Genomic DNA, 19,974 nt, shown 5'->3' on the forward strand with positions numbered 1-19,974 from the left:
CCGCGACAGCCCGTGCGCGGGAAGCCTATACGATGATCAACCCGGCGGCGAAGGATGACGATGTGCGCCACGCGGCACTAACGCGGTCCGGCTAAGAGCGATCGGCCGGGACGGCCGGAGCGCTGAGGCTTTGGCGGTGGAAGGTGTGAAGTTACTAAGCGCCTCGATGTAGGATAAAACGAGAGGAGCCGCCCGAGCGGCAGCCCCTCCGTCGAGGTCTCGTTTATTACCAGCCGCGGGTGCCGAAGCTGAAGCCGATGCTCGGCCCGCTGGAGTAGCCGTAGCCGCGGTCGTAGTAGCCCGGTCCACCGTAGTAGCCGTAGCTGCGGCGCGCGACGTAGGCGTCGTCGTCGTAGTAGCGCTGGACGTAGCGGGGACCGCGCGTCCGGAAGCAACGGCCGTATTCGTCGCAGACCAGGCGAACCTGTTCTACGTTTGCCTTCTCCACGGTGGCCAGCCCGCCGGGGTTGAGCGGCGCGGCCGAAGCAGCAGTCGCGAGCGATGCCACGGCGGCGGCTGCGAGCAGAATGGTCTTCATCGTTCTCTCCTCCTATCGGTTGTCGTTAGTCGATTTCTTCGATCACGCGCCGCTCCTGCGGCTCGACGATGTAGGTGCGATTGTCGCGGTGGATGTAGCGGTACTCCCGCAGCGTCGGGGCATCGCGATAGACGTCCTCCGGGAAGGCTTCGATCTCGACGCTGTCGGGCACGCGTTCGCCTCTGCGGATCTCAGTCCGCACCGTGCTTCCCGTCGTCGTCGTCCGCCGTTCGGCCGGCGCCGCCCGCACGTGCTTGCGTACGGTCTCACGATCGCGGTCGCTGAAGGTCACCTTGCGCTGCTCGCGTGGTGCCGGCGCGGCCGCCGTCGATCGTCCCGAGTAGGGCATGGTGGCGACGATCTGATAGCTCGAGGGATCGACGATCACGATCTCGTCGCGGACCAGGACGAAGTTGTAGCCCCTGTACTGCGGAACGATTTCGATGACGTCGGCGGGAAGTGGCTGAAGGCGCACGTCGCGCGGAATGGCCGTACCCACCGACACCGAGAAATTGACGTTGGTGAGAGGCTGCACGTTCAGGTGCGAGACGGATTCGCTGACGCGGGTCCGCTGCGTGTCGTTGAGTTGGATCGAAACATTGGTCCGATCCGACCCGGTTCGCCCGGCCGCATTCTGCTGGGTGTCCTGCCGCTGCGCGGAGGGGTTCGACGAATTGCCCGGGGCCGGCGTCTGTTGGGCCTGGTTTGTGCCTGTGGACGGCGCCGGATTGGTCGACTGCTGCTGGTTGGCCGTCGGCTGGCCGGACTGGGTCTGGCTGGCCGTAGCCGGCTGCTGAGCGCCCGTCGACGTGTTGGTGCTGACGCCGTTCGTGCCCGTCGAGTTCTGATTGGTGCGGCTGCTGTCGGTGGCGGTGTTTTGCTGCGCCTGAGTAGTCGTCGACGCGGACGGGGTCTGGGTCGAGACGGACGGAGGCGAGGCCTGCGACTGCGTCGACGTCGTGGTCGAGGGATTGGATGTCGGTGGTGTCGACGTGGATTTTTCGGTCTGCTGCGCCGAGGGGCTCGCGCTCGGGACGTCCTTCGAATTGTTCTGCGCGAAAGCTGCGGTCGAAATCAGAATGGCTGCGGTCGTGGTCATCAACTGGCGTTTGATCATGGTGTGTCTCCAACAAAAAAAGCGCACACCAACCGCACGTCCGGACAATCGTTCCTGAGATCGGGAAAAAGTGGCATTTATCAGGAGGGAACCCTTGGAGCTGTCGGCCGGGGTTGCTGGCGACGTCCCTACTGAGGCGGGATCTCGCCATTCCGGCTCGCTTCCTGCTGCTGAGAAGCCTTGCGATGATGTCGCCTCTCCCGCCCCTCCGCGCGGCGCTCCACTCGCAGTTTCCGGCGCTCCTCGCGCAACTCCCGCCTTGTCTTCGGACGTTCCTCCGTCTGCGCTTCCGATTGAGCCTGCGGCGCAAGCTGCGTCTGCTGCGCCTTCTCCTGAGAGAGGTCGACCGCGAGGACCGGCGTTGGAGCGACGGGCTCGGATGTTGCGGGAAGAGCGACGCGCACTGCGGGCGTGGGCGCGGTCGCCTGATGTTCGATGCGGGCCGGTCTTACCTGCTTCGATGCCGAACTTGCGAACAGCGCGCCGCCTCCGAAACCAACGGCGATGATGGCGATGGCCGTTGCCGCGCCGGCAAGAAAGAATCGCAGCTTGGCTGACATGGGCCCCTCCAGGTTTCGTCCAAGCGAACGCGCAAAGTCGAACAAGGTTGCGGCCCGGATCGGCTGGAAACGGGGCGAGATTGATCGGCTTATTGCGCCGAAGACGTTCGCTTCGCGGCCGCTGCGCGGCGCAACCTCGATGTGTAGCACTGCTTTGACGGTTGCTGACCTCGGGACGTTCTCGACGTGATTTGCCGACACGACTTCACTGTAGGTCGCAAGGGGGGCGGGTAGACCGCGGTGGTCGCCAGCGGCGACGAGCTCGCGAGACGGTCCGCGACCGAGCAGCGAATTCTTGTCCGGGAACTCGAGCATCGGATCAAGAACAGCCTCGCTACCGTTCAGGCGCTGGCGCAAGACCCGCACGGAAGCCGAAGCCGGGATGAAGACCATCAAGGTCTGCTCCTCCAACTAACCACAGCAATTGAAGGAGACGAACATGCCCGTCCTCATTCTGTGGGCCGTGCCGGCCGTCCTTTTCGTCGGCGGCGGCATCTACCTCATCGGTCACATGCACTGATCGCAGCCGTGACGGTGGAGAGGCTCGCCGAAATCGGCGACCTCTCCTCCGTAGCCTGCGTCCTAGACGTCCGGCAGCTACGCAGCCCTGGAGCCAAGGCCGCCAAGGGGCATGCAGCGCGTCCTGCTGATCCGTCCGACATCGTCGAACCAGAATTTTGTCCGCACGCTGGTGCCGTCGTAATTCCCGTAGTCCAGGATGACGCAATCACCCTCGGGAAGCACCTCGTGGAGCTCGAAGGCCGAGGGCGTCGCGGCCTGCAGCTTGCCGGGCCAATAGCGAAGCAGGCCGCTTCGGCCAACGAAACGTCCGCCGTCGCAGCAATCGAGCGTCGCCCGATTGGCGTAGAGTTCCAAAAGATCCGCCAGGCGTCGCTGGCGGCATGCATCAAGCCAATCGATTACGATCCCGATGGAATCGAACTCACCCGAACCAGACATGTTCCACCTCGCGCACTTGTCCCCGGTGGCGCGGTTTGCTTAGGCCGGGCGCGTTGAACGCTGCATGAACCGCCGGTTCTGCTCCCGTTTAGGATCTTTCGATCTGCTGGCTCGAGACGGAAGATAGCAACGCTCGTTCGTGCGTCCGTTATCGCGCGAAAGCTCGACTCCGCCACGACGGTCGCTCTCTCCCGGAAGGAAGAAATTCGGAGCTTGCAAGACGGTGTCGCTTCGATCTGGCGCCGTCCTTTTATCGGTCGATTTCGAACCATGTACGCCCACGCGACGTTCCTGTCGTACAAATCGAGGAAACTCAGGTGAAGAGTAAGGAAAATCGATCATGCGGGTGCTGATCGTCGACGACCATCCTGTGATCGTATCGGGGTGCCGCGCCCTGTTCGCATCCGACCCCTCCGTCGAGATCGACGAGGCCTCGGATGCGAAGGCGGGCCATCGCGCTTACCTTCACAAGCACCCCGACGTGACCGTTGTGGACGTCAGGCTCCCCGACCTGACGGGTTTCGAACTGACGCGCCGGATCCGCAAGGACGACCCGGCCGCACGGATTGTTATGCTTAGCGTGAGCGACGATCCGGCCTTCGTGGCGCGCGCCGTCGAAATGGGCATCCAAGGATACGTGTCAAAGAGCGATGATCCCAGGATCCTGGCAAAGGCGATCCGGAAGGTCGCGGCGGGTGAGCGCTTCGTCTCGCCACGCCTCGCCGAAGCGACGACCTTCGCGGGCGCGGCGATCAAGGCCAGCCCCTTGACCCAGATGAGCGCACGCGAGCTCGAAATATTGCGGCTGTTGGGGCGGGGCGACCGGATATCGGAAGTCGCAGCCGAACTCGGGATCTCCTACAAGACGGTCGCAAACATCACCTCGGCGCTCAAGACCAAGCTGGGCGCCAAGAGCCACTCGGACCTCGTCCGGATTGCGGTCGAGATCGACCTGAGCTGACGAAGCCGCGACTCAACTCGTCCCTTCACGAAGCCGTCGGAACGACGAGGCGATCCATGCGCGCACAGCGAGGACCGTCGCCCAAAGCGTCGCGAACCACGGAATGGTCAGCAGCTTCGGCTTGACTATGACGAAGAGCCGTTCGACCAGAACGAGGCTGAGCAGATAGCACGCCGCGATCATGACCGTGCCCGCGATCCAGTGACCTTCGCCGGCAACCGCGACTGCGACCAGTTTCAATGGCTCTACCGTCGCCGTCGGCACCGCCAACAAAAGCAGCGATTGGTAGGGTCCGAGATTTTCGATCCGTTGTCTGAGGCTCATCAGCAGCTCCCGGCCTACTTCAACGGCGCAACGAACGGCGACGTTCCATCGTCGGAACATTTGCCACTTTATCCCGTTGGATCGGATCATTATGGATCGAGGAGTTCGGGTATGAAGAAAGGTCTCGCAATCGGATGTCTGCTGGCTGCAACGATGGCAACCAGTGCAGTCGCCGCGACCGCTGTGCTGACCGCGGCGCCGACCGAAAGTTGGACGGTGACGAACTACTACAAGCAGGCCGTTTACGACCCTAAGGAGAGCAAAATCGGCGATATCGACGACGTCCTCGTCGACAAGGCGGGCAAGATCACCGGACTGGTGATCGGGGTTGGCGGATTTCTCGGCGCCGGCGAGAAGGATGTCATCGTGCCGTTCACCGCGGTCAAGACCGCCAAAAAGAACGACAAGTGGTGGCTGACCCTCGACGAAACCAAGGACGGCCTGAAGGGCGCCCCTGGTTTCAAGTACGATCGAGCCAGCACGACCTGGGTGCCGGAAAAGAAATAGTCAGTTGGTTCGTCACAGAGAGCGAGCCGGACTTTGAGGCTCGCTCTCCGATCTGGAGGGGTGCCTCGACGCATTGGCGCACCCTGCAACCCTCCGCTTCCACGCCATCTACCGACCCAGGTAATCCGATTCCGGCGAGGCGCTTTCCGCTTCTCGGCGCAACCAGCGATGTAGGGAAACGTGGGACGAGCAAATCCGAGCGTGAGTCGAAAGAAGCCGGACGAATCCGGATCGGTGGATTCCAAGGAGAAGGCCCGGGCGAAACCGGGGCATAAGCCGTTGCCGCTTGGATCGGACGCACGCAAGAATGCGCGCGTCGTGTTCGCTCTGGCGATCGTCGCACTCTCCCTTTGGACCGCGGCGGGCTTCCTCTCCGCGTTGATATGGGCAACCATACTGGCCATTGCTCTGTGGCCCCTGTACGTAGCATTCGCAAATCGCGTGATGTCGGGCCCGTCCGGCTGGAGCGCGTTCGCATTCACCTGCTTCGTTGCCGTCATCCTGTTCACGCCGATGGCTCTTGCGATCTATCAGGTCGCACAGCAGAGCGGGGAGATCGCGGCTTGGCTAAAGAAGGCCCGCGAGAGCGGCATCGAGGTGCCGGATTGGATCGCCCGCCTGCCGATTGCGGCGGAGATCGCGCAGCAGTGGTGGCGCGCCAACCTTTCGGATCCGCAGGCGGCGACCGGCTGGTTGAAAGCGATCAGCGCCGATAGCGCGTCGGATCTCTTCAATAGTTTGGGAGGCCAGTTGCTGCATCGCATGTTCATGCTGCTCTTTTCCCTGGTCGCGCTCTTCGTCCTGCTCAGCAACGGCCGATCCGTCGCGAGCCGATTCCTGGAAACGAGCGAAAGAATCCTTGGCCATCCCGGCGAAGGCGTCGTCGAGAAAATTGTCGATTCCATCCGCGGCACGGTGAACGGCACCGTCGTGGTCGCGGTCGGCGAAGGGCTGTTGATTGGCGTCGGTTATCTCGTTGCGGGCGTGCCGAACGCCGTCATGTTCACCATATTCACTACCGCTTTCGCGATGCTCCCTTTCGGTGCCTGGGCGGCATTTTCTGCGGCGGCGCTGACCTTGATATCGAACGGAAACGAGGCCGCGGCGGCGGGCGTCTTCTGCTGGGGAGCGGTGATCATGCTCGCCGGTGATCATTTTGTATGGCCCGTGCTGGTAGGTGGCTCGGCTCGCTTGCCCTTTCTGTTCGCTTTCGTCGGCATCTTCGGCGGCCTGGCAGCCTTCGGACTCATCGGCCTATTCCTCGGGCCGGTCGTCATGGCGGCCCTGTTGACGGTGTGGCGTGAATGGGTCTTCCGACCCGTCGCGGCGACACAGTTCGACTAGTCGGAGCAGCGGTATCTCTGCGTGGCGACGGCATACGGCCGCGGCCCACGTCCGGCGCCAGCTTGGTAAGATTGCTTATGGGTTCTGAAGGCGAGGGGAATCGCTGCCGGGCAAAAGCCTATTCTCGGGCCGCCGACAGTCTAGCGGCCCTCGTCCTCCCCTCTTGACGTGCTCATCGCCGAAGGCCGGCTCGCCATCGGCGCGCGAAGAGGGATTCTTTCGCAGTCGAATCCCGGCCCTTCGTGACCTCGTTGTCGCGCGTACGGAACATTCCGGTCGGACGCTGGTTCGCCCAAGTTCTCAGCGGCGAACCTGGAGCTCCCAAGCAGCGTTTTGTTCGCGTAGGTTCTGCTGATGTCACCGTCCGATTACTCAGTCAGGAATGCTCACGATCGACGCCAACGAAGGCTATTGATCGTTCTGGCTTTGGGATTTGTTGTTTTCGGTGCCGCAGCGGCCGCCCTCTTCTACGTCTTGCAGCCCGAGACCCTCCGGATCGCCGTCGGACCCTCAGGCAGCGACGATCATCAGGTGGTCCAAGCGATGGCCGAGGCTTTCGAAGAGGAAAGCAGGATGGTCAAGCTTTCGCCCATCACGACGGAAGGAGCGGCCGAATCCTTGGCTTTGCTGGGCGTCGGCAAAGCCGACCTGGCAATCGGTCGCGGCGACCTTGGCATGCCTGCCGACGCGCAGACACTGGCCGTCCTGCGGAAGAACTACGTCGTACTTTGGTCGCCCTCCGGGAGACCGGGCAAAAACTCCAAAAAGGCCACCGGCAGAATCGGAGAAATCGCCGATCTGGCGGGTCGCAAAGTCGGCATTATAGGACGGACCGGAGCTAACCTTGCACTCCTGCGGACGATTCTGGTGGGCTCCGGAGTCGAGCCGGACAAGGTAGCGACGGTCCAATTCGGGACCGAAGATATCGAAAAACTTGCGCAAGACGCCACCCTCGACGCCTATCTCGCCGTCGGCCCGCTCGACAGCAAGATCACTGCCGCCGCGATCGCGGCGACTTCGCGATCAAGCGGAGCTCCGAAGTTCCTTCCGGTCGAAGCATCCGAGGCGATCGCTCTGAAGAACGCCCGCTACGAAGCCGAGGAAATTCCGGGCAGTGTCTTCAACGCGAAACCGGTCTGGCCTGAGGACAAGGTCGACACCATCAGCGTCAACCATCTCATCCTTGCCAGAAAAGAACTTTCAGAAGCAAAGGCGGCGGCCTTCTACCGGCAGCTTTTCGCTGTTCGCGACTCGATCGCGCAACGTGCCGCCGGCGCCGCGCACATCACGAAGCCCGAGACGGAGAAGGAGGCGGAGCCCTCCGTGCATCGGGGCGCCGCGGCGGTCATTAACGGGACCGAGCGGACCTTTCTGGACAAGTACAGCGACTACTTCTGGTTTGCCTTGCTTCTTCTTTCCGGGATCGGTTCGGCCGCCGCCTGGCTGCGTCGCTATCTGAATCGGGACGACCGGGACGACACCACCAGCCATCGCAACCGGATTCTCGCCGTGGTCTCGGAGCTTCGCAATGCCGGGTCGGAACAGGACATTCTAACATCGCAACAGGAAGTCGACGCGATTATCGGCGAAACCCTGAAGTGCTACGATGATGGAGCGATCGAACAAGATGACCTGACCGCATTCGGACTGGTTCTTGAACTGTTCGATCATGCCGTCGCCGAACGGCGAACGACGCTGCAGAGCGACCCCGCCGATCAGGCAAAATCTCCGGGTCCAACCCTTGCCTCTCGCCGGTAGGCGCCCCCGGCAGGACTCCTCGCGGAACGTCTTGGCTTCGTGCGCCTTGCCTTCTCAGGTCGGAGGATCAAATGGCGCGCTTCTGGACTATACCAATCTTCGGTATCGCTACCGTCTATTTCACCGTCGATGCGCTGTTCTCGGCCGTCACGGGACCGATCGCCGCTTGGCTCAGCAAAAAGAGGCTGCTGGAACGGGTTCGGCGTTGGGTAACGTCGTTGGGGCCCTATCAGTCCTTCGCCCTATTTGCGGTGCCCGTCGTCATATTGGAGCCAGCCAAGCCCCTCAGTGCCTATCTGCTCGGTACGGGCCATTTTCTCCCGGGAGCGATCGTCTTCATTGCCGCGGAAGTCCTGAAGTTGACCGTCGTCGAAAGACTTTTTCATCTGAACAAGAAGAAACTACTGTCGATCCCTCTCTTCGCTTGGGGGTACGGATATTGGCGACCAATGATGGATTATCTGGAGTCCTCCGCGGCATGGCGGACGTCTCGCCGAATGCTCTCTGAAGCTCTGGAGCTGCTCGGGAATCTGAAGTCGAGACTGCAATCCCAATTCCGTTCTGCCGGGGCGAGGCGGCTCAAGTAGGCGGCGCCTCACCGCGACGAGCGGGGCGGTCGTCGGTTTGGGAGCAGTCGCTCAAGAAGCACCGGGCGGCCTTCCGCGAGCGTCGTCGTATGATCGGCTGGCCCACTGGTTGATGAGCCGCCGGTCGCGCGGCGAGGAGGAAAGGATCACCCATCCCGATCCTCCGCCCTCCACCTTGTTTCCGAGATGCCGCTGATCGAGTTCGGATCGAACGGCAACGGCCTGCTTTCGTAAAGAAACAGGCGGTTCCTTCGGTCGATCTTTGGCTTAACCCTTCGTGCTGGCAGTCTTGTCGAGGGCCGCGCGCAGACCCTCGGCAAGCTTCACGGCGTCGTCGTTCGCCCAGAAATGCATGAAGAACAACCTCGGCTGCTCATCGAGCATGTGACTGTGCAGCGCGGTCACCTCGATGCCGTGCGCCCGCAGCGCCAAAATGACCGGGTTGACCTCCTCGCCGGTCAACACGAAGTCGCCCGTGATGGCGGCCCTCCCGCCGCCGGTGGGCTGGAAATTGATGCCGATCGCCACACCCATAGGACCGACGGGAGTCAATGGCATGCCCTCTTGCGTGATCGGGTCCCGCCGCTTCACGTTGAACTGGTAGACGCCGCCGTTTGCCTGGCCTTTGACGCCGATGATCTGGTCGAGCTTCGCCGTGTCGAGATCGACGGCCGGCGGCGGGCTCGCCGGCGCCCCGACGGTCAACGGCGTCTTGCTCTCGGCCAACGCATCGTGGATCGCCGAGGACAGCTTGACGGGGTCGCCGTGCCCGGCGACGTGCATGTAGAACGTCGCCGGACTCGCCCGCAGCAGATGGTTGTGCACGGCGGTAATCTCGAGGCCGTTCGCGATCATCTTCGCCATCACCGGATTGATCTCGGTCTCGAGCAGAACAAGGTCGCCCATGACCATCGCGCCGCCGTGTCCGGGCTTAAACGCGACCCAGCCGCCCAGTGCCAGCGACGGCTTGATCGTCACGCCGTCCAAGCTCACCGATAGGTCGCTGCGCGGGAAGCCGTAGCGATGTACGTCGTCGGAGACCGCTGCCTTCCTGCCGAGGGTCTCGTCGACCTTTTGCCAATCGATAGCTTGCGCGCGTGCCATGTAGACGAAGGGCAGGTAGGCGAGAGCGATGCCGATCACGGCCAGGGGCCAGACTGTGCGTTTCATCGTGCTCCTCCACGTCAGTAACGTTCTTTGATCTGGCCGCTGTTGTCGATGATGAGCGTCACCGGCTTGCCGTCCTTCACTGCCTTGGCGGTGGTTCCTTCGGCCGTGGACTTGACGTCTTTCACCTGCGAGTAGCCGGCAGCCTGGATCTTGGCGACCAGCTCTTCTTGGGTCAGGGCGTGGGCGGGGGAGAGCCCTGCCGCAAGCGCAACGAAGAGCGCTGCCCGATGAATCGTCGATTTTCGCATGTCTCATCTCCCGGTTGTCCCCGCCCCAGAAGTCGTCCTGCCTCCGGCCTCACCTGACCTTGAACCGTCGTCGTGACGGAGATGTTTGCCGAATGAGGGATCGGCCAGTTGTGAGCCTCCTTGGTCCCGTCGCGGCACCATCGGTAGAACGCGTCGTAGAGCAGGAAACCGACGTTCAACTGCTCGAGGTCGTCGTCGAACATTCGCACCTTCGAGGATCTCGGCAGCGACCTTGCCGCACCGCAGCCAGGCCGCGGCGCCTTCGCTGAGCTTCTTGCTCTTGTGGCAGACCACGACGACGGACTTGGCCCATTAGGCGGGACGCCCAATCCTAGACGTCGAGATGCGAGCGCCGCACGGTGCCAGGAATCAGGCGCGGGTCGGCCGAAAAGTCCTCGTCGATGCGCACATCGACCGCCGTGCCTATCAATCGACAGTTTGTCGGGTGAAATGGAGGTGTACGATGCTGACATGCTGCGCCCTTGGTAGATCAGGACGCGATTCTTGGGCATGGCGCCTCTCGGGGAGATCGCACATCCCCGTAGCGCGAATAGAAGCCCGGATGGAGCGGCTGTCAACCTGGGTATGGCGAAGGATTCCAAGAAATCATCAGACGGACGTCACGGAGATTTCATCCTAGGAACTAAGCCGACGCTTTGGCGCCACGTTGAGCTTCAATGGAACCGCCGACTATCTTCTTGATGATTTTCCGGAGATCGCTCGCATACTCTTCGATGATCTTGACGGCTTCCTCCAGACGCGAAGGCTTAGGCTCCGGAACTTCCCTGCCTCGTTATGGTCGGTCGGTATCTTTCAAAGCCCCCACGTTCGACGGGGGCGACAAGCGTTGTTGAGCCAGTCAAGGTTCCTCATTGGAATGGCTTCGAGTCCCGATGGACCGGGGGCCTGGTATGAGGTTGGTAGCTCTATTGCTACGATCTTGAAACGTCCGAAGGAGTTCACGTAGACTGCCCCGGGCGGGATCAAGCAGACTCCCGGCGAGACTTCGGTCCAAGTTCTGCGCAGCACGCAACACGTGGAGCTTGCGCATGGATACCGAACGACAACCCTCTCCTCGACGTACAGTCGCCATCCTTTCGCGAGGAGACGCCGTCGCACGTCGAGATGCCACCTCGAAAAACGGCCGCTTCGTCGACGTCTTCGAAGCACTTGCCGCCGTCGGCGTCGAAGGGCGCCCCGCGATCTACGACGAAAGCTTCGCTGACGCCGTCCGCGAACAACTTCTCGCAGTGGACGGCGTGCTCGTCTGGGTCAACCCGGTTCAAGACGGCCGAAATCGCGCCGGTCTCGATGCGCTGCTGCGCGACGTCGCCGCGCAGGGCGTGTGGGTGAGCGCTCATCCAGACGTCATTCTCAAGATGGGCACCAAGGAGGTTCTTTATCGCACCCGCTCGATGGGTTGCGGATCAGACACGGCGCTGTATCAAACCGTTGCGGCGATGCGCGCCGAGCTGCCGATCCGGCTCGCTGCCGGTCCGCGCGTGATCAAACGCAACCGGGGCAACGGGGGCCAAGGCGTCTGGAAGGTCGAGAAGCTGCCGACATCCTCTATGATCAAGGTCCTGGACGCGACTAAGGACACGCCCGAGGAACTGACGCTGGATGACTTTCTCCGTCGCTGCGTGGAGTATTTCGAGAACGGCAGCGTGACCGACCAGGCGTTCCAGCCTCGCCTGAACGAGGGCGTGGTCCGCTGCTACATGGCCGGCGATCGCTGCGCGGGCTTCGGCCACCACAAAGTCAAAGCTTTGGTCGACTCGCCGGCCGCGCGTTCCGAGGCTGGCCCACGGCTCTATTCGTCCAACGCGGACCCGCGCTTCCAGCGGCTGCGTCGGTTGATGGAGGACGAGTGGACGCCCCAGCTAATCTCGTTGCTGGATATTGGGCGAGACGACCTGCCCATGATCTGGGACGCAGATTTTATGCTTGGCCCCGTCCAGGCTGATGGGAGCGACAGCTACGTGCTCGGTGAGATCAACGTTAGCTCGGTGCATCCTTACCCAAGCGAGGCGCCGGCGGAGATCGCGAGGCGAGTTGCCGACCGGTTGCGGCGCAAGCTTTGACGCCATGCTGACGGTCAACGGGCTCAAGCGCCTGCACATCTCCGTGTCATTCGACTTGCAGGACGGCGAATGCGTCGCCCTGCAAGGGCCTTCCGGGGTCGGGAAGACCTTGTTGCTTCGCTCCATCGCGGATCTCGATCCCAACGAGGGAACGGTCAAGCTGGACGGAACGCTGAGGGAAGCGATGCCCGCCCCCGCCTGGCGAAAGCGAGTGACCTACCTCGCCGCCGAGCCCGGCTGGTGGTCCGACATCGTGCAGGAACACTTCGCGGTCTGGGACGATGCTCTACCTCTGGTCACACGCTTGGGGCTACCGGACAACTGCGGACCTTGGCCGATCCAAAGACTTTCGACCGGCGAGAGACAGCGATTGGGGCTTGTGCGGGCGCTCATGCTGCGATCGCGCGTGCTTCTGCTGGACGAGCCAACCTCGGCGCTCGACTCCGCATCCGCCACGGCCGTGGAATCCTTGATAGCCGAACGCATTGCGGATGGAACGAGCGTCGTTTGGAGCACCCACGACAACGCTCAAGCCCGCCGCATCGGGTCAAGGATTTTTGCGATGAGGCCCGACGGCGGCATCGAGGAAAGCCAGCCGTGACCTACATCCAGCTTTCGTATGGCGATCTGGTCCTACCCGCGCTCCTTGTCGTCATGGACGGCGTCTTCTCGCTTGTTCTCCGCCTCAAGCTTGAGAAGCAACTGGCCATTGCGACCGTGCGCATGGTGGTCCAGCTCGTCCTCGTCGGATACGTGCTGACCTTCCTGTTTGCCGCAGTGTCGCCGCTCTGGACCGCTCTCGCCGCCCTGATCATGGTCCTCTTCGCCTCGCGGGAGATCGTCGCGCGGCAGAAGCGGCGCCTTCCGGGCGTTTGGAAGTACGGTCTGGGCGCCGGATGCACGCTGCTCGCCGCCGGTACCGTCACAATGTTCGCGCTCCTGACGGAGCTACGCCCCGATCCCTGGTATCATCCGCGCTATGCGCTGCCTTTGCTGGGCATGATGCTGGGCAACACCATGACCGGAATAAGCCTGGGCCTAGACGTGCTCACGAACAGCCTGGTGCGCGAACGAGCCGCGGTAGAAGCTTGTCTTGCGCTGGGCGGTACTCGACACCAAGCCCTGCTGCCTGTAGTACGGGACGCGTTGAGAAGCGGATTCATGCCGATCATGAACAGCATGGCGGCGATCGGCGTTGTTTCTTTGCCAGGGATGATGACCGGTCAAATCCTCGCGGGCGTCGAACCAGTAGACGCCGTTAAATATCAGCTCTTAATCATGTTCTTGATCGCCGGTGGAACAGGATTGGGAACCCTGGCTGCAGTGATGGGGGGCGCTCGCCTGCTCACCGATCACCGACATCGATTACGCCTCGATCGAATTCCCGCTGAAAAGTCCGCTTAAAAGCGCCGGTCATTCTCCCTGCCTATTGCGCTTCGCCGTAGGTGATTTGATCGAACAGCGTCACGCTATCGGCTTTAGTCCACAGTCCGATCCTGCCGGCACCGGCGAAGGTTGAATCCTCGACCTCGAACAGTTGTTTGCCATTGAAGGAGACGCGGAAGCGCGAGCCGCTGAAGTCGATACGCAGGCTGTGCCAGGTGTCGGCCGGAACCTTGACATTGGTTCCGTATCCTTCCTTGCGGCCGACGATGTCGAGCGGGCTTCGGACGCCGTTGACGGTCTTGTAGGGAACGACGTTGTCCTCGAGGGCATTGGCCCGGGTCACGTAGTAGTTGTTCGCGTCCTTTGCCCGCCAGACGATACCGGCGGCGCGGTCCTGCGATCCCGCGACGGCCTTGAATTTGATCTCGACAAAGCCGTCCTTGATGCTGCTGTCGTTCTTCAGCAGCAGCGGGTACGTCGCCCGGCCGGATTGCTTGAGCACCTTCGATCTAGACGGCGCCGTCTCGTCGCTTTCGACCGTCCATTTTGGGTCGCCCGATCCCGTGAGGGTCGAGGTCCAGCCCTCGGGGGCGGCGCCCGTCTGCGTGCTCTCGAAGCCGATGACATGATTCGACATGTCACTCACTCCAACGAAGAAAAGCATGGTTGCGATGATGGCGCTGCAGCGTTGAAGGTGAGGCATTGGGCTGGTCCCCGCGCTATCGGGCCGACCGGGTCACTCGAAGAGTTTCACGGGGCCCTTGATTGCCTTCCAAGCGTAATGTCCGCCCGCCATATAGCGGGCATCAAATCCCGCCTTGCGTAGTGCCGAAGCCGTCTGACACCCGATGTGGAAGCCGTAGACGCAGAACGTGACGACGGGTTCGGTCTTCGACAGGGTACCAATCCAGTCGTCGAGCCGTTCGGGATCGCGCCATACGGCTCCGTCCATGATGTCCTGGGCTTTCGCGGTGTAGTGCTTCGGGCGCGTATCGATGATCTGAACCGGCGTCCCCGACTTCATCATCTCCCGGACTTCCTCAACGGAGATCGCTGGCACGTCGCCAAACTCCTTTTGCTCGAGCGGGCGCGGAGGCGCGACCTTGATGGCATCCTCATAACGCTGCTTCACGGCGGACCAATCGATGTTGCGCATGAAGGCCGCGATGTAGGCGCCGGCGTTCGCGCCGAATTCCAGGTGGAAAGCGTGCTCGTACATATCGAGGGCGAGGATCGGGACGCCGCCAGCGATGCTTTGACTGTGTTCCGACGCGATCTGATTGATGAGCCGTCCGTCGCGCGGAACGTAGGTCAGCAGCACCCAGCCCGAGCCGCCGGCCAGTGCGGACGCGATGCCGACGAACTCCTGGCGCCAGCGATCCACCGATCCGAAATCCTTTGCGATGGCGCTTGCGAGGTCGTCCGGCACCACGCGTCCGTCGCCGCCGAGGCTCGCAAAATACAATTCGTGCAGAAGCGTCGAGTTGAGCGCGACAATCTCGTCGCGCTTCAGCCGGGCGAGGGTCGGGTTGGGGGCGTCGCCGAGATCGAGGAGCTCGATCTCCTCAGAAATGATGTTCAAGCGATTGAGGGCCCCGCCGTAGTTGTTTTCGTAGTGGCTTTCAATGAGGCGAGCGGAGATCCCGTTCAACGTCCAGGGACGACAGTGAAGCGGTGCCAGTTGGTAGCGCATCGTAAACTCCTTTGGTCGTCTGGGTTTCCAGCTAATGGAGGGATGAGACTTGGAGGCTTTCGAACAGGGTCGTGCTGTCGGCCTGGGTCCAAAGGCCGACCTTGCCGGGTGGGCCCGGAAATCTTCTGTCGGTCGCGACAAAAAGCTCCTTGCCGTCGAAAAATACCGTGAAGCGGTCCTCGCTCGCCGCGATACCAAGTGTATGCCGCGCCTCGCCCGACACGCCGATGTCCATGCTTCCGAGCACCTCGCGCCGTCCGGCGGCGATGCGGTACAGGGTGACGCTATTCTCGATCGCGTCAGCGCGTACGGCGTAGTGGTCGTCAGGCGATCTGAACCGAACGACCAGACCGGCCGCGGGGTCGTTCTTGCCGTTGGTCAGGAAGCGCGTCGACGCGTAGACGTCACGTCCGGAGAAGTGCCGGTAAAAGGCGAACGCTAGGCGGCTTTCGCTTGGCTCGGATGCGGTCCGCGCCAATCCTCGACCGGCGTCGTCATCAATGATCGACCATTTCGGCGGACCCCCGTCGCCTAAGGCGCCAAAATCAAAATCGGCAAGCCGTTCTGACGTATCGAATGTGACCGTATCGGCCGAAGGATGCGATGCCGTCGGTCCACACGCAAACAAGAGCATGCAGATCGGGAGCAGGCAGGGGAAATAGCGCGTCCTCACGGCTTTGCGCTCCCTACGGGAAGCGTTACCGGTTCGGAATGTTGTTCGAAATCGGCAAGCTCCATTGCGCGCAGCGCGATCAGGAACCCGTCGCGTACTTCTGTCTTATTGCGGTAGTAGGCGGCTGAGCACTCGGCAGATTTCGTCAACGCCGTTTGCGGCGGATCGTCATCTGCAGACGTCCGCTCAGAAGCAGACGGCAGAAGAAAGTCATTGGTAGGAATGGGAGGCCAGTTTTCGTCCATGTGTGCAATTCCTCGACAAGTCGAGCGATGCACAGTTCTTGGACCGGAGCCTCAAGGGGAGACTGCATTTCCCCTAGGCACTTCATAATTCAGCGAGGTGAGAAATGCAATATGCGGCGATCGGCACCGTGATCGCCTGCGGTCGGCGCGGGGATGAGCGCGAACCTCTTGAATATCCTTTCGCGGATTCGTCATGGGAAACCGTTATTCGGCGGCGGCCCAGCCGCGCCAACGCCGGCCTCGCCGGAGGCGCTCTCAGCGGCCCATCAGGGGCTGCCATCACGATAGTGACTGGCAGCGGCAGTCTGAATCCTTCGACGGTAACGGAGACTGTCGTCATCCACGCCTGACGGGAGCTATCGCGGGCGGGATCATCGCGTTGGCCGTCGGCTTCCTTGCAGAAGCGTTCTCGAAGGCCCTCCGAGGGGTTGAGTGTGACCACGTAACCTCTAAAAAGTGTTCTAAGACGGCGACTTCGAACGCCTCGAAATCGACCGAGATTGAAGGCCGAATCGGCCGACCAGGTGGTACACAGCGGTGGTCACAAAACTCGGCCGGGCGTTATAGAAATCCTTATTTTTCGGCGGTTTTCGCGAATTCGCGGCATCGGGGAAGGGAGTCCCACTATCTCAACCACCGTCTGGTGTCGGAGCCCCACAACGGACGCGTGTTCTTCGACCGGCTGGGGCGGCCGGGGCCGAAGCATGGCTGCACCGGCAATCGAGGCGAGCCGCAGCGAACAACCTGGCCGTCAACCGACGGCCAGGCGCCGCAGGATTCGGCCTGGCGCGAAGAGGGCCGGAGCGCTTTGCTCTCGCCGCGAGTAGCTCCGGGCGTCGAACGCTCCGGCATTCGGGGTGACTGCGCGACAGGCTTCGTAGACCTGGTGCTGCCGCGCGGCACGACCGCGAGACCCCGATCCTGTGCTGCGGCCGATCCTGCCCGATCTTCACGAAGCGACGTTCCTCGTTTCCGACCACTCTTCCACCGATCAGCGCTAGGCAACATCTGGAAGCCGCGTTCGAACGCGGCGACCTCGACGCCGCCTTCGATCTGATGGTGCTTGCGCTGTTGCGCGCCTGAGTTCGTCGAGACCACGACTGACGCCGCGCGACGCAACTTACAGAGAATCCGGCGAGATGGTCCAAACCGCCGTATGCTTGATCTCGGCGTCTTCTAGGTCGCGGGTCACCGGTACGCGATAGTCGGCGAGTCGAACGAGTTTTGCCTTCGGAAGGAAAGTACGGCCGGGGTCGCCGATCAAGATGGTCGCGCCGGCGCGCGCATGGTCGGCCAGAAATGCGAAGGCACGCGCGGCGGTGTCCCGCTCATAGAAAATGTCGCCCGCGAGGATGGTCTGCCATCGTTCATTTGGTTGGGTGTCCAGCACGTCCTTGCCGCACGACGTGAGGTGGACCTGGTTGACCTCCGCATTGAGTTCGGCCGCCGCGATCGCGAAGGCGTCGATGTCGGACACGGTCACCCCGACCGCGCCCGCCTTCATCGCCGCGATGCCGACCAGTCCGGAGCCAGAAGCGATGTCGAGCACGCGCCGACCCCGCACGGTATCGGGATGATCGAGCAGGTAGCGCGCCAGCGCTTGACCGCCCGCCCAGGCAAAGGCCCAGAAGGGCGGGGGAAGGCCGGCCTCGTTGAGCTCGTTCTCGGTCTGCTGCCAGAGCGGCAAGGATTCATCGGCGAGGAAGACCGCGATTTCCGGCACCAGCGGCACCGACCGCAGCCGGGTGTTGGCTCGGATGAAGGATTGGGGGTCGGAAATGGTCGTGGCTGTCAAGGCGGGCCGTCGCTGTCTCGGTCCCCTGATGACTAGCACGAACCGTCTCGCGCCGCGAAGGCGGACGCAGAGCGGCTGCGTCCCGGGTCTTGCCCAAGCATGCTTTGTCGCTGGGCCGTCAGGCGGCCGTGCGCCGAGCCGCCCTTTCGGCTTTGTCCGCGGCGATCTGCTGCGGTGAGCGCCTCGTCCGCTTGAGAGCCGCCTGCGGCTGCTTCAAGGCAGGGACCTTGAACCTGGGGAATAGTGCCAGCTCCTTCGCAAGCACAGGCACCTTTCGTTTGCCGTACCGCGCCCCCGTCCCGCTCTTGCTTTCGTGGCCGCACATGTAGTCGCACAACTCCGGCTTCATCTTCGTCCCGCGCACGATTTCGCGCCAGAGGTGGCGCCAGCCGTGATTGGGCTGTACGCCCGTGATCTTGAGCGTATCGCGCACCCAATCGCCCAACCGCTCGGCCACCTTCTGCCATTGGGGATTGGCTCCCTTTCCTCCGCGGGCGCGGTCGGGATCGTAGAACAGCGGCTTGTCGAGCTTGCGGCGTGCTTCGACGTAGACCATGAACTTCTGGTCGAGCAGATGCTTGTGGACCGGCACGCGGCGCAGCCGCTTTCCTTTCGTAATCTCGGGTCTCAGCACGAAGCACCAATGACCGAGAATCTGCTGGACGTCGGACGGCAAAAGCGAGGTGATTTCGTTGACGCGGGCACCGGTGTAGGCGCAGATCCAAGGCACCCAGCGCCTGGCCGCCCTCATCTCGGCGGAGGTCAGGTGCGACGGCGTCGCGACCGTCGCCGACAGGATCGTGAGCGCCTGGTCCGGATCGAAGCCCCGCTCGTCGTCCTCCTTCCAGGCCTTGACGCCCTCGACCTTGATCCCCGCAAACGGATTGATCTCGAGCCGCAGCGCATTGAGCATGTGGGTGGCTACCGACCGTGGCGCCGCCAGCCAGACGTCGCGTACGGCCTTCGGAGCGATACCCTGGGAGATCATGTAGTCGCGCCAGCGCACCGCGTCCTGCGGCGTCACCCGCGCGAGGTCCCGGTGCTTGATCCATTCGATGAAACGCTCGATGACCGGCCGCCAGCGCTTGGCCGTCGGCCCGTCGAGGCCGCCCTTGATACGTGGCTGGCTGCAGTAGAGCTCGAAGGCCTCCATGATGTCGACCTTGGGCTTCGTCCTCGTCTTGGGCAGTTCGCCGAGTTTTGCGCTCTCCTTGTAGTCGCCCTTCGAGGCGCGGAAGACGTCGCCGTAGGCACCCTTCCTCGCTTCGGCGAGAAGGGGCTTCAGCTTTTCGACCTGAGCCTCGGCCGGCGACCCTCCAAGTTCACGGGTCAGGACCTCGCGCGCCCAGTGATCGAGAGCCTCTTCGGCTCCCGGATCGTCGTCGTTTTCCGTGAGGGCGAGCCACCTCAGGGCGCCGAATCCCGTGCCGGGCTCGGCGATGTGGGCGTCGCGGATCCGGACGTGCGTCTCGCGCTGGATCGCGAACAGGTCCTGATGCGCCAAACCCACTTGGGGGGCCTTCGGTCCTCGCTTCGCCTCCAGCGCCAGAAGTTCCCATTCGCGCTCCAGCTCGACGGAGGCGACCGCGATCCTGGCGTTGGCGGTCCGTCGGTCTGTGGTCTTCAGGGACCGCCAGACCTCGGTCTTGCCGACCAGGGCGCGGTACTTTTTCGGGACCTTCTTCCGGATCCAGTAGACGTTCTGCTCGTTGCCGCTGGCCTTCGTGGGCCGGAAAGGGGTCGGCATTCTGGTCGTTCCCATTGGTGTAGACCCTCGGTGTAGAACCGACGGCTCAAGGAACGCCCAAAAACACTGATAAACTTGTATTTACCGGGGATTTTCGCACACGCGGGGGAGAGTCCCTCCCTCTCCGCCATATCAAAACGGCTTTGAGAAAGCCCCGTCAAAGACAGCCTCTCTGCGTCGCGGCAGCCTCTGGTGTCGTCCCCGGGGGACCATAATCTGACACCGCACTTGCGACCGGCCGCCAAGCTTCTCCACAATGGCCCCCTAGCGAGGGCCC

20 protein-coding genes and 3 pseudogenes are annotated in these 19,974 nt (G+C 62.6%); 9 read left to right on the forward strand and 14 right to left on the reverse strand.

Translation table 11 applies throughout. From position 1 onward, the window contains the following. Positions 1 to 226: 226 nt before the first annotated feature. Positions 227 to 538: a hypothetical protein gene (locus tag J4G43_RS03055; protein ID WP_028150856.1), complete on the reverse strand. Its 312-nt coding sequence runs from the start codon at positions 536 to 538 to the stop codon at positions 227 to 229. A gap of 25 nt (positions 539 to 563) precedes the next feature. Next, positions 564 to 1,655, reverse strand: coding sequence for a DUF1236 domain-containing protein (locus tag J4G43_RS03060; protein ID WP_028150855.1), 1,092 nt, complete (start codon positions 1,653 to 1,655; stop codon positions 564 to 566). Positions 1,656 to 2,455: 800 nt separating this feature from the next. Here J4G43_RS03060 and J4G43_RS03065 point away from each other — a divergent pair. Then, a pseudogene (locus tag J4G43_RS03065) lies at positions 2,456 to 2,563 on the forward strand (hypothetical protein); the annotation flags it as partial. Positions 2,564 to 2,812: 249 nt separating this feature from the next. Here J4G43_RS03065 and J4G43_RS03070 read toward each other — a convergent pair. Next, a complete protein-coding gene (locus J4G43_RS03070) occupies positions 2,813 to 3,175 on the reverse strand; it encodes a nuclear transport factor 2 family protein (RefSeq protein WP_028150853.1) in 363 nt (120 codons plus the stop codon). A gap of 340 nt (positions 3,176 to 3,515) precedes the next feature. On the opposite strand from J4G43_RS03070, the gene J4G43_RS03075 reads away from it, so the two are divergent. Continuing rightward, positions 3,516 to 4,136, forward strand: coding sequence for a response regulator transcription factor (locus J4G43_RS03075; protein ID WP_028150852.1), 621 nt, complete (start codon positions 3,516 to 3,518; stop codon positions 4,134 to 4,136). Between the two features lie 12 nt (positions 4,137 to 4,148). Here J4G43_RS03075 and J4G43_RS03080 read toward each other — a convergent pair whose 3' ends face one another. After that, positions 4,149 to 4,550 (reverse strand): hypothetical protein, encoded by a 402-nt coding sequence (locus J4G43_RS03080; protein WP_224517658.1) that lies wholly within the window; start codon positions 4,548 to 4,550, stop codon positions 4,149 to 4,151. Positions 4,551 to 4,571: 21 nt separating this feature from the next. On the opposite strand from J4G43_RS03080, the gene J4G43_RS03085 reads away from it, so the two are divergent. The 4 genes from J4G43_RS03085 to J4G43_RS03100 all read left to right on the forward strand — a co-directional run bounded on the left by J4G43_RS03085 (position 4,572) and on the right by J4G43_RS03100 (position 8,656). Further along, positions 4,572 to 4,967 carry a PRC-barrel domain-containing protein gene (locus J4G43_RS03085; protein ID WP_028150850.1) on the forward strand — a complete coding sequence of 132 codons (396 nt, stop codon included), beginning with the start codon at positions 4,572 to 4,574 and terminating at the stop codon, positions 4,965 to 4,967. A 234-nt stretch (positions 4,968 to 5,201) separates the two neighbouring features. After that, positions 5,202 to 6,311 carry an AI-2E family transporter gene (locus J4G43_RS03090; protein WP_049831796.1) on the forward strand — a complete coding sequence of 370 codons (1,110 nt, stop codon included), beginning with the start codon at positions 5,202 to 5,204 and terminating at the stop codon, positions 6,309 to 6,311. 354 nt (positions 6,312 to 6,665) lie between these two features. Continuing rightward, positions 6,666 to 8,069 (forward strand): TAXI family TRAP transporter solute-binding subunit, encoded by a 1,404-nt coding sequence (locus J4G43_RS03095; protein WP_208083966.1) that lies wholly within the window; start codon positions 6,666 to 6,668, stop codon positions 8,067 to 8,069. 71 nt (positions 8,070 to 8,140) lie between these two features. Then, complete coding sequence (locus J4G43_RS03100; protein WP_049831787.1) at positions 8,141 to 8,656, forward strand: hypothetical protein; 516 nt, start codon at positions 8,141 to 8,143, stop codon at positions 8,654 to 8,656. A 53-nt stretch (positions 8,657 to 8,709) separates the two neighbouring features. Here the strand turns inward: J4G43_RS03100 and J4G43_RS03105 are convergent. From J4G43_RS03105 to J4G43_RS55830, 4 genes and pseudogenes are all read right to left on the reverse strand, one after another. After that, positions 8,710 to 8,833, reverse strand: a pseudogene (locus J4G43_RS03105) (superoxide dismutase); the annotation flags it as partial. 90 nt (positions 8,834 to 8,923) lie between these two features. After that, positions 8,924 to 9,826 (reverse strand): DUF1259 domain-containing protein, encoded by a 903-nt coding sequence (locus tag J4G43_RS03110; RefSeq protein WP_028150847.1) that lies wholly within the window; start codon positions 9,824 to 9,826, stop codon positions 8,924 to 8,926. 14 nt (positions 9,827 to 9,840) lie between these two features. Then, positions 9,841 to 10,074 (reverse strand): hypothetical protein, encoded by a 234-nt coding sequence (locus J4G43_RS03115; RefSeq protein ID WP_208083967.1) that lies wholly within the window; start codon positions 10,072 to 10,074, stop codon positions 9,841 to 9,843. 95 nt (positions 10,075 to 10,169) lie between these two features. Continuing rightward, positions 10,170 to 10,364: pseudogene (locus J4G43_RS55830) on the reverse strand (sulfurtransferase); the annotation flags it as partial. Positions 10,365 to 11,123: 759 nt separating this feature from the next. On the opposite strand from J4G43_RS55830, the gene J4G43_RS03125 reads away from it, so the two are divergent. Genes J4G43_RS03125 through J4G43_RS03135 form a run of 3 tightly spaced genes read left to right on the forward strand, consistent with a single transcriptional unit; the run spans position 11,124 to position 13,562 of the window. Continuing rightward, complete coding sequence (locus J4G43_RS03125; protein ID WP_208083968.1) at positions 11,124 to 12,158, forward strand: Cj0069 family protein; 1,035 nt, start codon at positions 11,124 to 11,126, stop codon at positions 12,156 to 12,158. 4 nt (positions 12,159 to 12,162) lie between these two features. Then, positions 12,163 to 12,759, forward strand: a complete 597-nt coding sequence (locus J4G43_RS03130) for an ABC transporter ATP-binding protein (protein ID WP_028150843.1) — start codon at positions 12,163 to 12,165, stop codon at positions 12,757 to 12,759. After that, on the forward strand, positions 12,756 to 13,562 hold the full coding sequence (locus J4G43_RS03135; protein WP_011090794.1) for an ABC transporter permease: 807 nt from the start codon (positions 12,756 to 12,758) through the stop codon (positions 13,560 to 13,562). The genes J4G43_RS03130 and J4G43_RS03135 overlap by 4 nt, the downstream gene beginning before the upstream one ends. A 22-nt stretch (positions 13,563 to 13,584) precedes the next feature. On the opposite strand, the gene J4G43_RS03140 is transcribed toward J4G43_RS03135, so the two are convergent. The 6 genes from J4G43_RS03140 to J4G43_RS03165 all read right to left on the reverse strand — a co-directional run bounded on the left by J4G43_RS03140 (position 13,585) and on the right by J4G43_RS03165 (position 19,697). Continuing rightward, positions 13,585 to 14,181, reverse strand: a complete 597-nt coding sequence (locus J4G43_RS03140; RefSeq protein WP_208083969.1) for a 3-keto-alpha-glucoside-1,2-lyase-like domain-containing protein — start codon at positions 14,179 to 14,181, stop codon at positions 13,585 to 13,587. A gap of 99 nt (positions 14,182 to 14,280) precedes the next feature. Continuing rightward, positions 14,281 to 15,237 carry a Fe-Mn family superoxide dismutase gene (locus tag J4G43_RS03145; protein ID WP_166346626.1) on the reverse strand — a complete coding sequence of 319 codons (957 nt, stop codon included), beginning with the start codon at positions 15,235 to 15,237 and terminating at the stop codon, positions 14,281 to 14,283. 31 nt (positions 15,238 to 15,268) lie between these two features. Continuing rightward, the gene (locus J4G43_RS03150; RefSeq protein WP_225004584.1) at positions 15,269 to 15,910 is read right to left on the reverse strand and encodes a hypothetical protein; all 642 of its coding nucleotides are present in this window, start codon (positions 15,908 to 15,910) and stop codon (positions 15,269 to 15,271) included. Then, on the reverse strand, positions 15,907 to 16,155 hold the full coding sequence (locus J4G43_RS03155; protein ID WP_049831783.1) for a hypothetical protein: 249 nt from the start codon (positions 16,153 to 16,155) through the stop codon (positions 15,907 to 15,909). Before J4G43_RS03155 ends, J4G43_RS03150 begins: the two co-directional genes overlap by 4 nt. 1,120 nt (positions 16,156 to 17,275) lie before the next feature. Then, a complete protein-coding gene (locus J4G43_RS03160) occupies positions 17,276 to 17,950 on the reverse strand; it encodes a class I SAM-dependent methyltransferase (protein WP_028150838.1) in 675 nt (224 codons plus the stop codon). 118 nt (positions 17,951 to 18,068) lie between these two features. After that, a complete protein-coding gene (locus J4G43_RS03165; RefSeq protein WP_028150837.1) occupies positions 18,069 to 19,697 on the reverse strand; it encodes a DUF6538 domain-containing protein in 1,629 nt (542 codons plus the stop codon). Positions 19,698 to 19,974 lie beyond the last annotated feature (277 nt).

Source organism: Bradyrhizobium barranii subsp. barranii (assembly GCF_017565645.3).
GTDB lineage: Bacteria > Pseudomonadota > Alphaproteobacteria > Rhizobiales > Xanthobacteraceae > Bradyrhizobium > Bradyrhizobium barranii.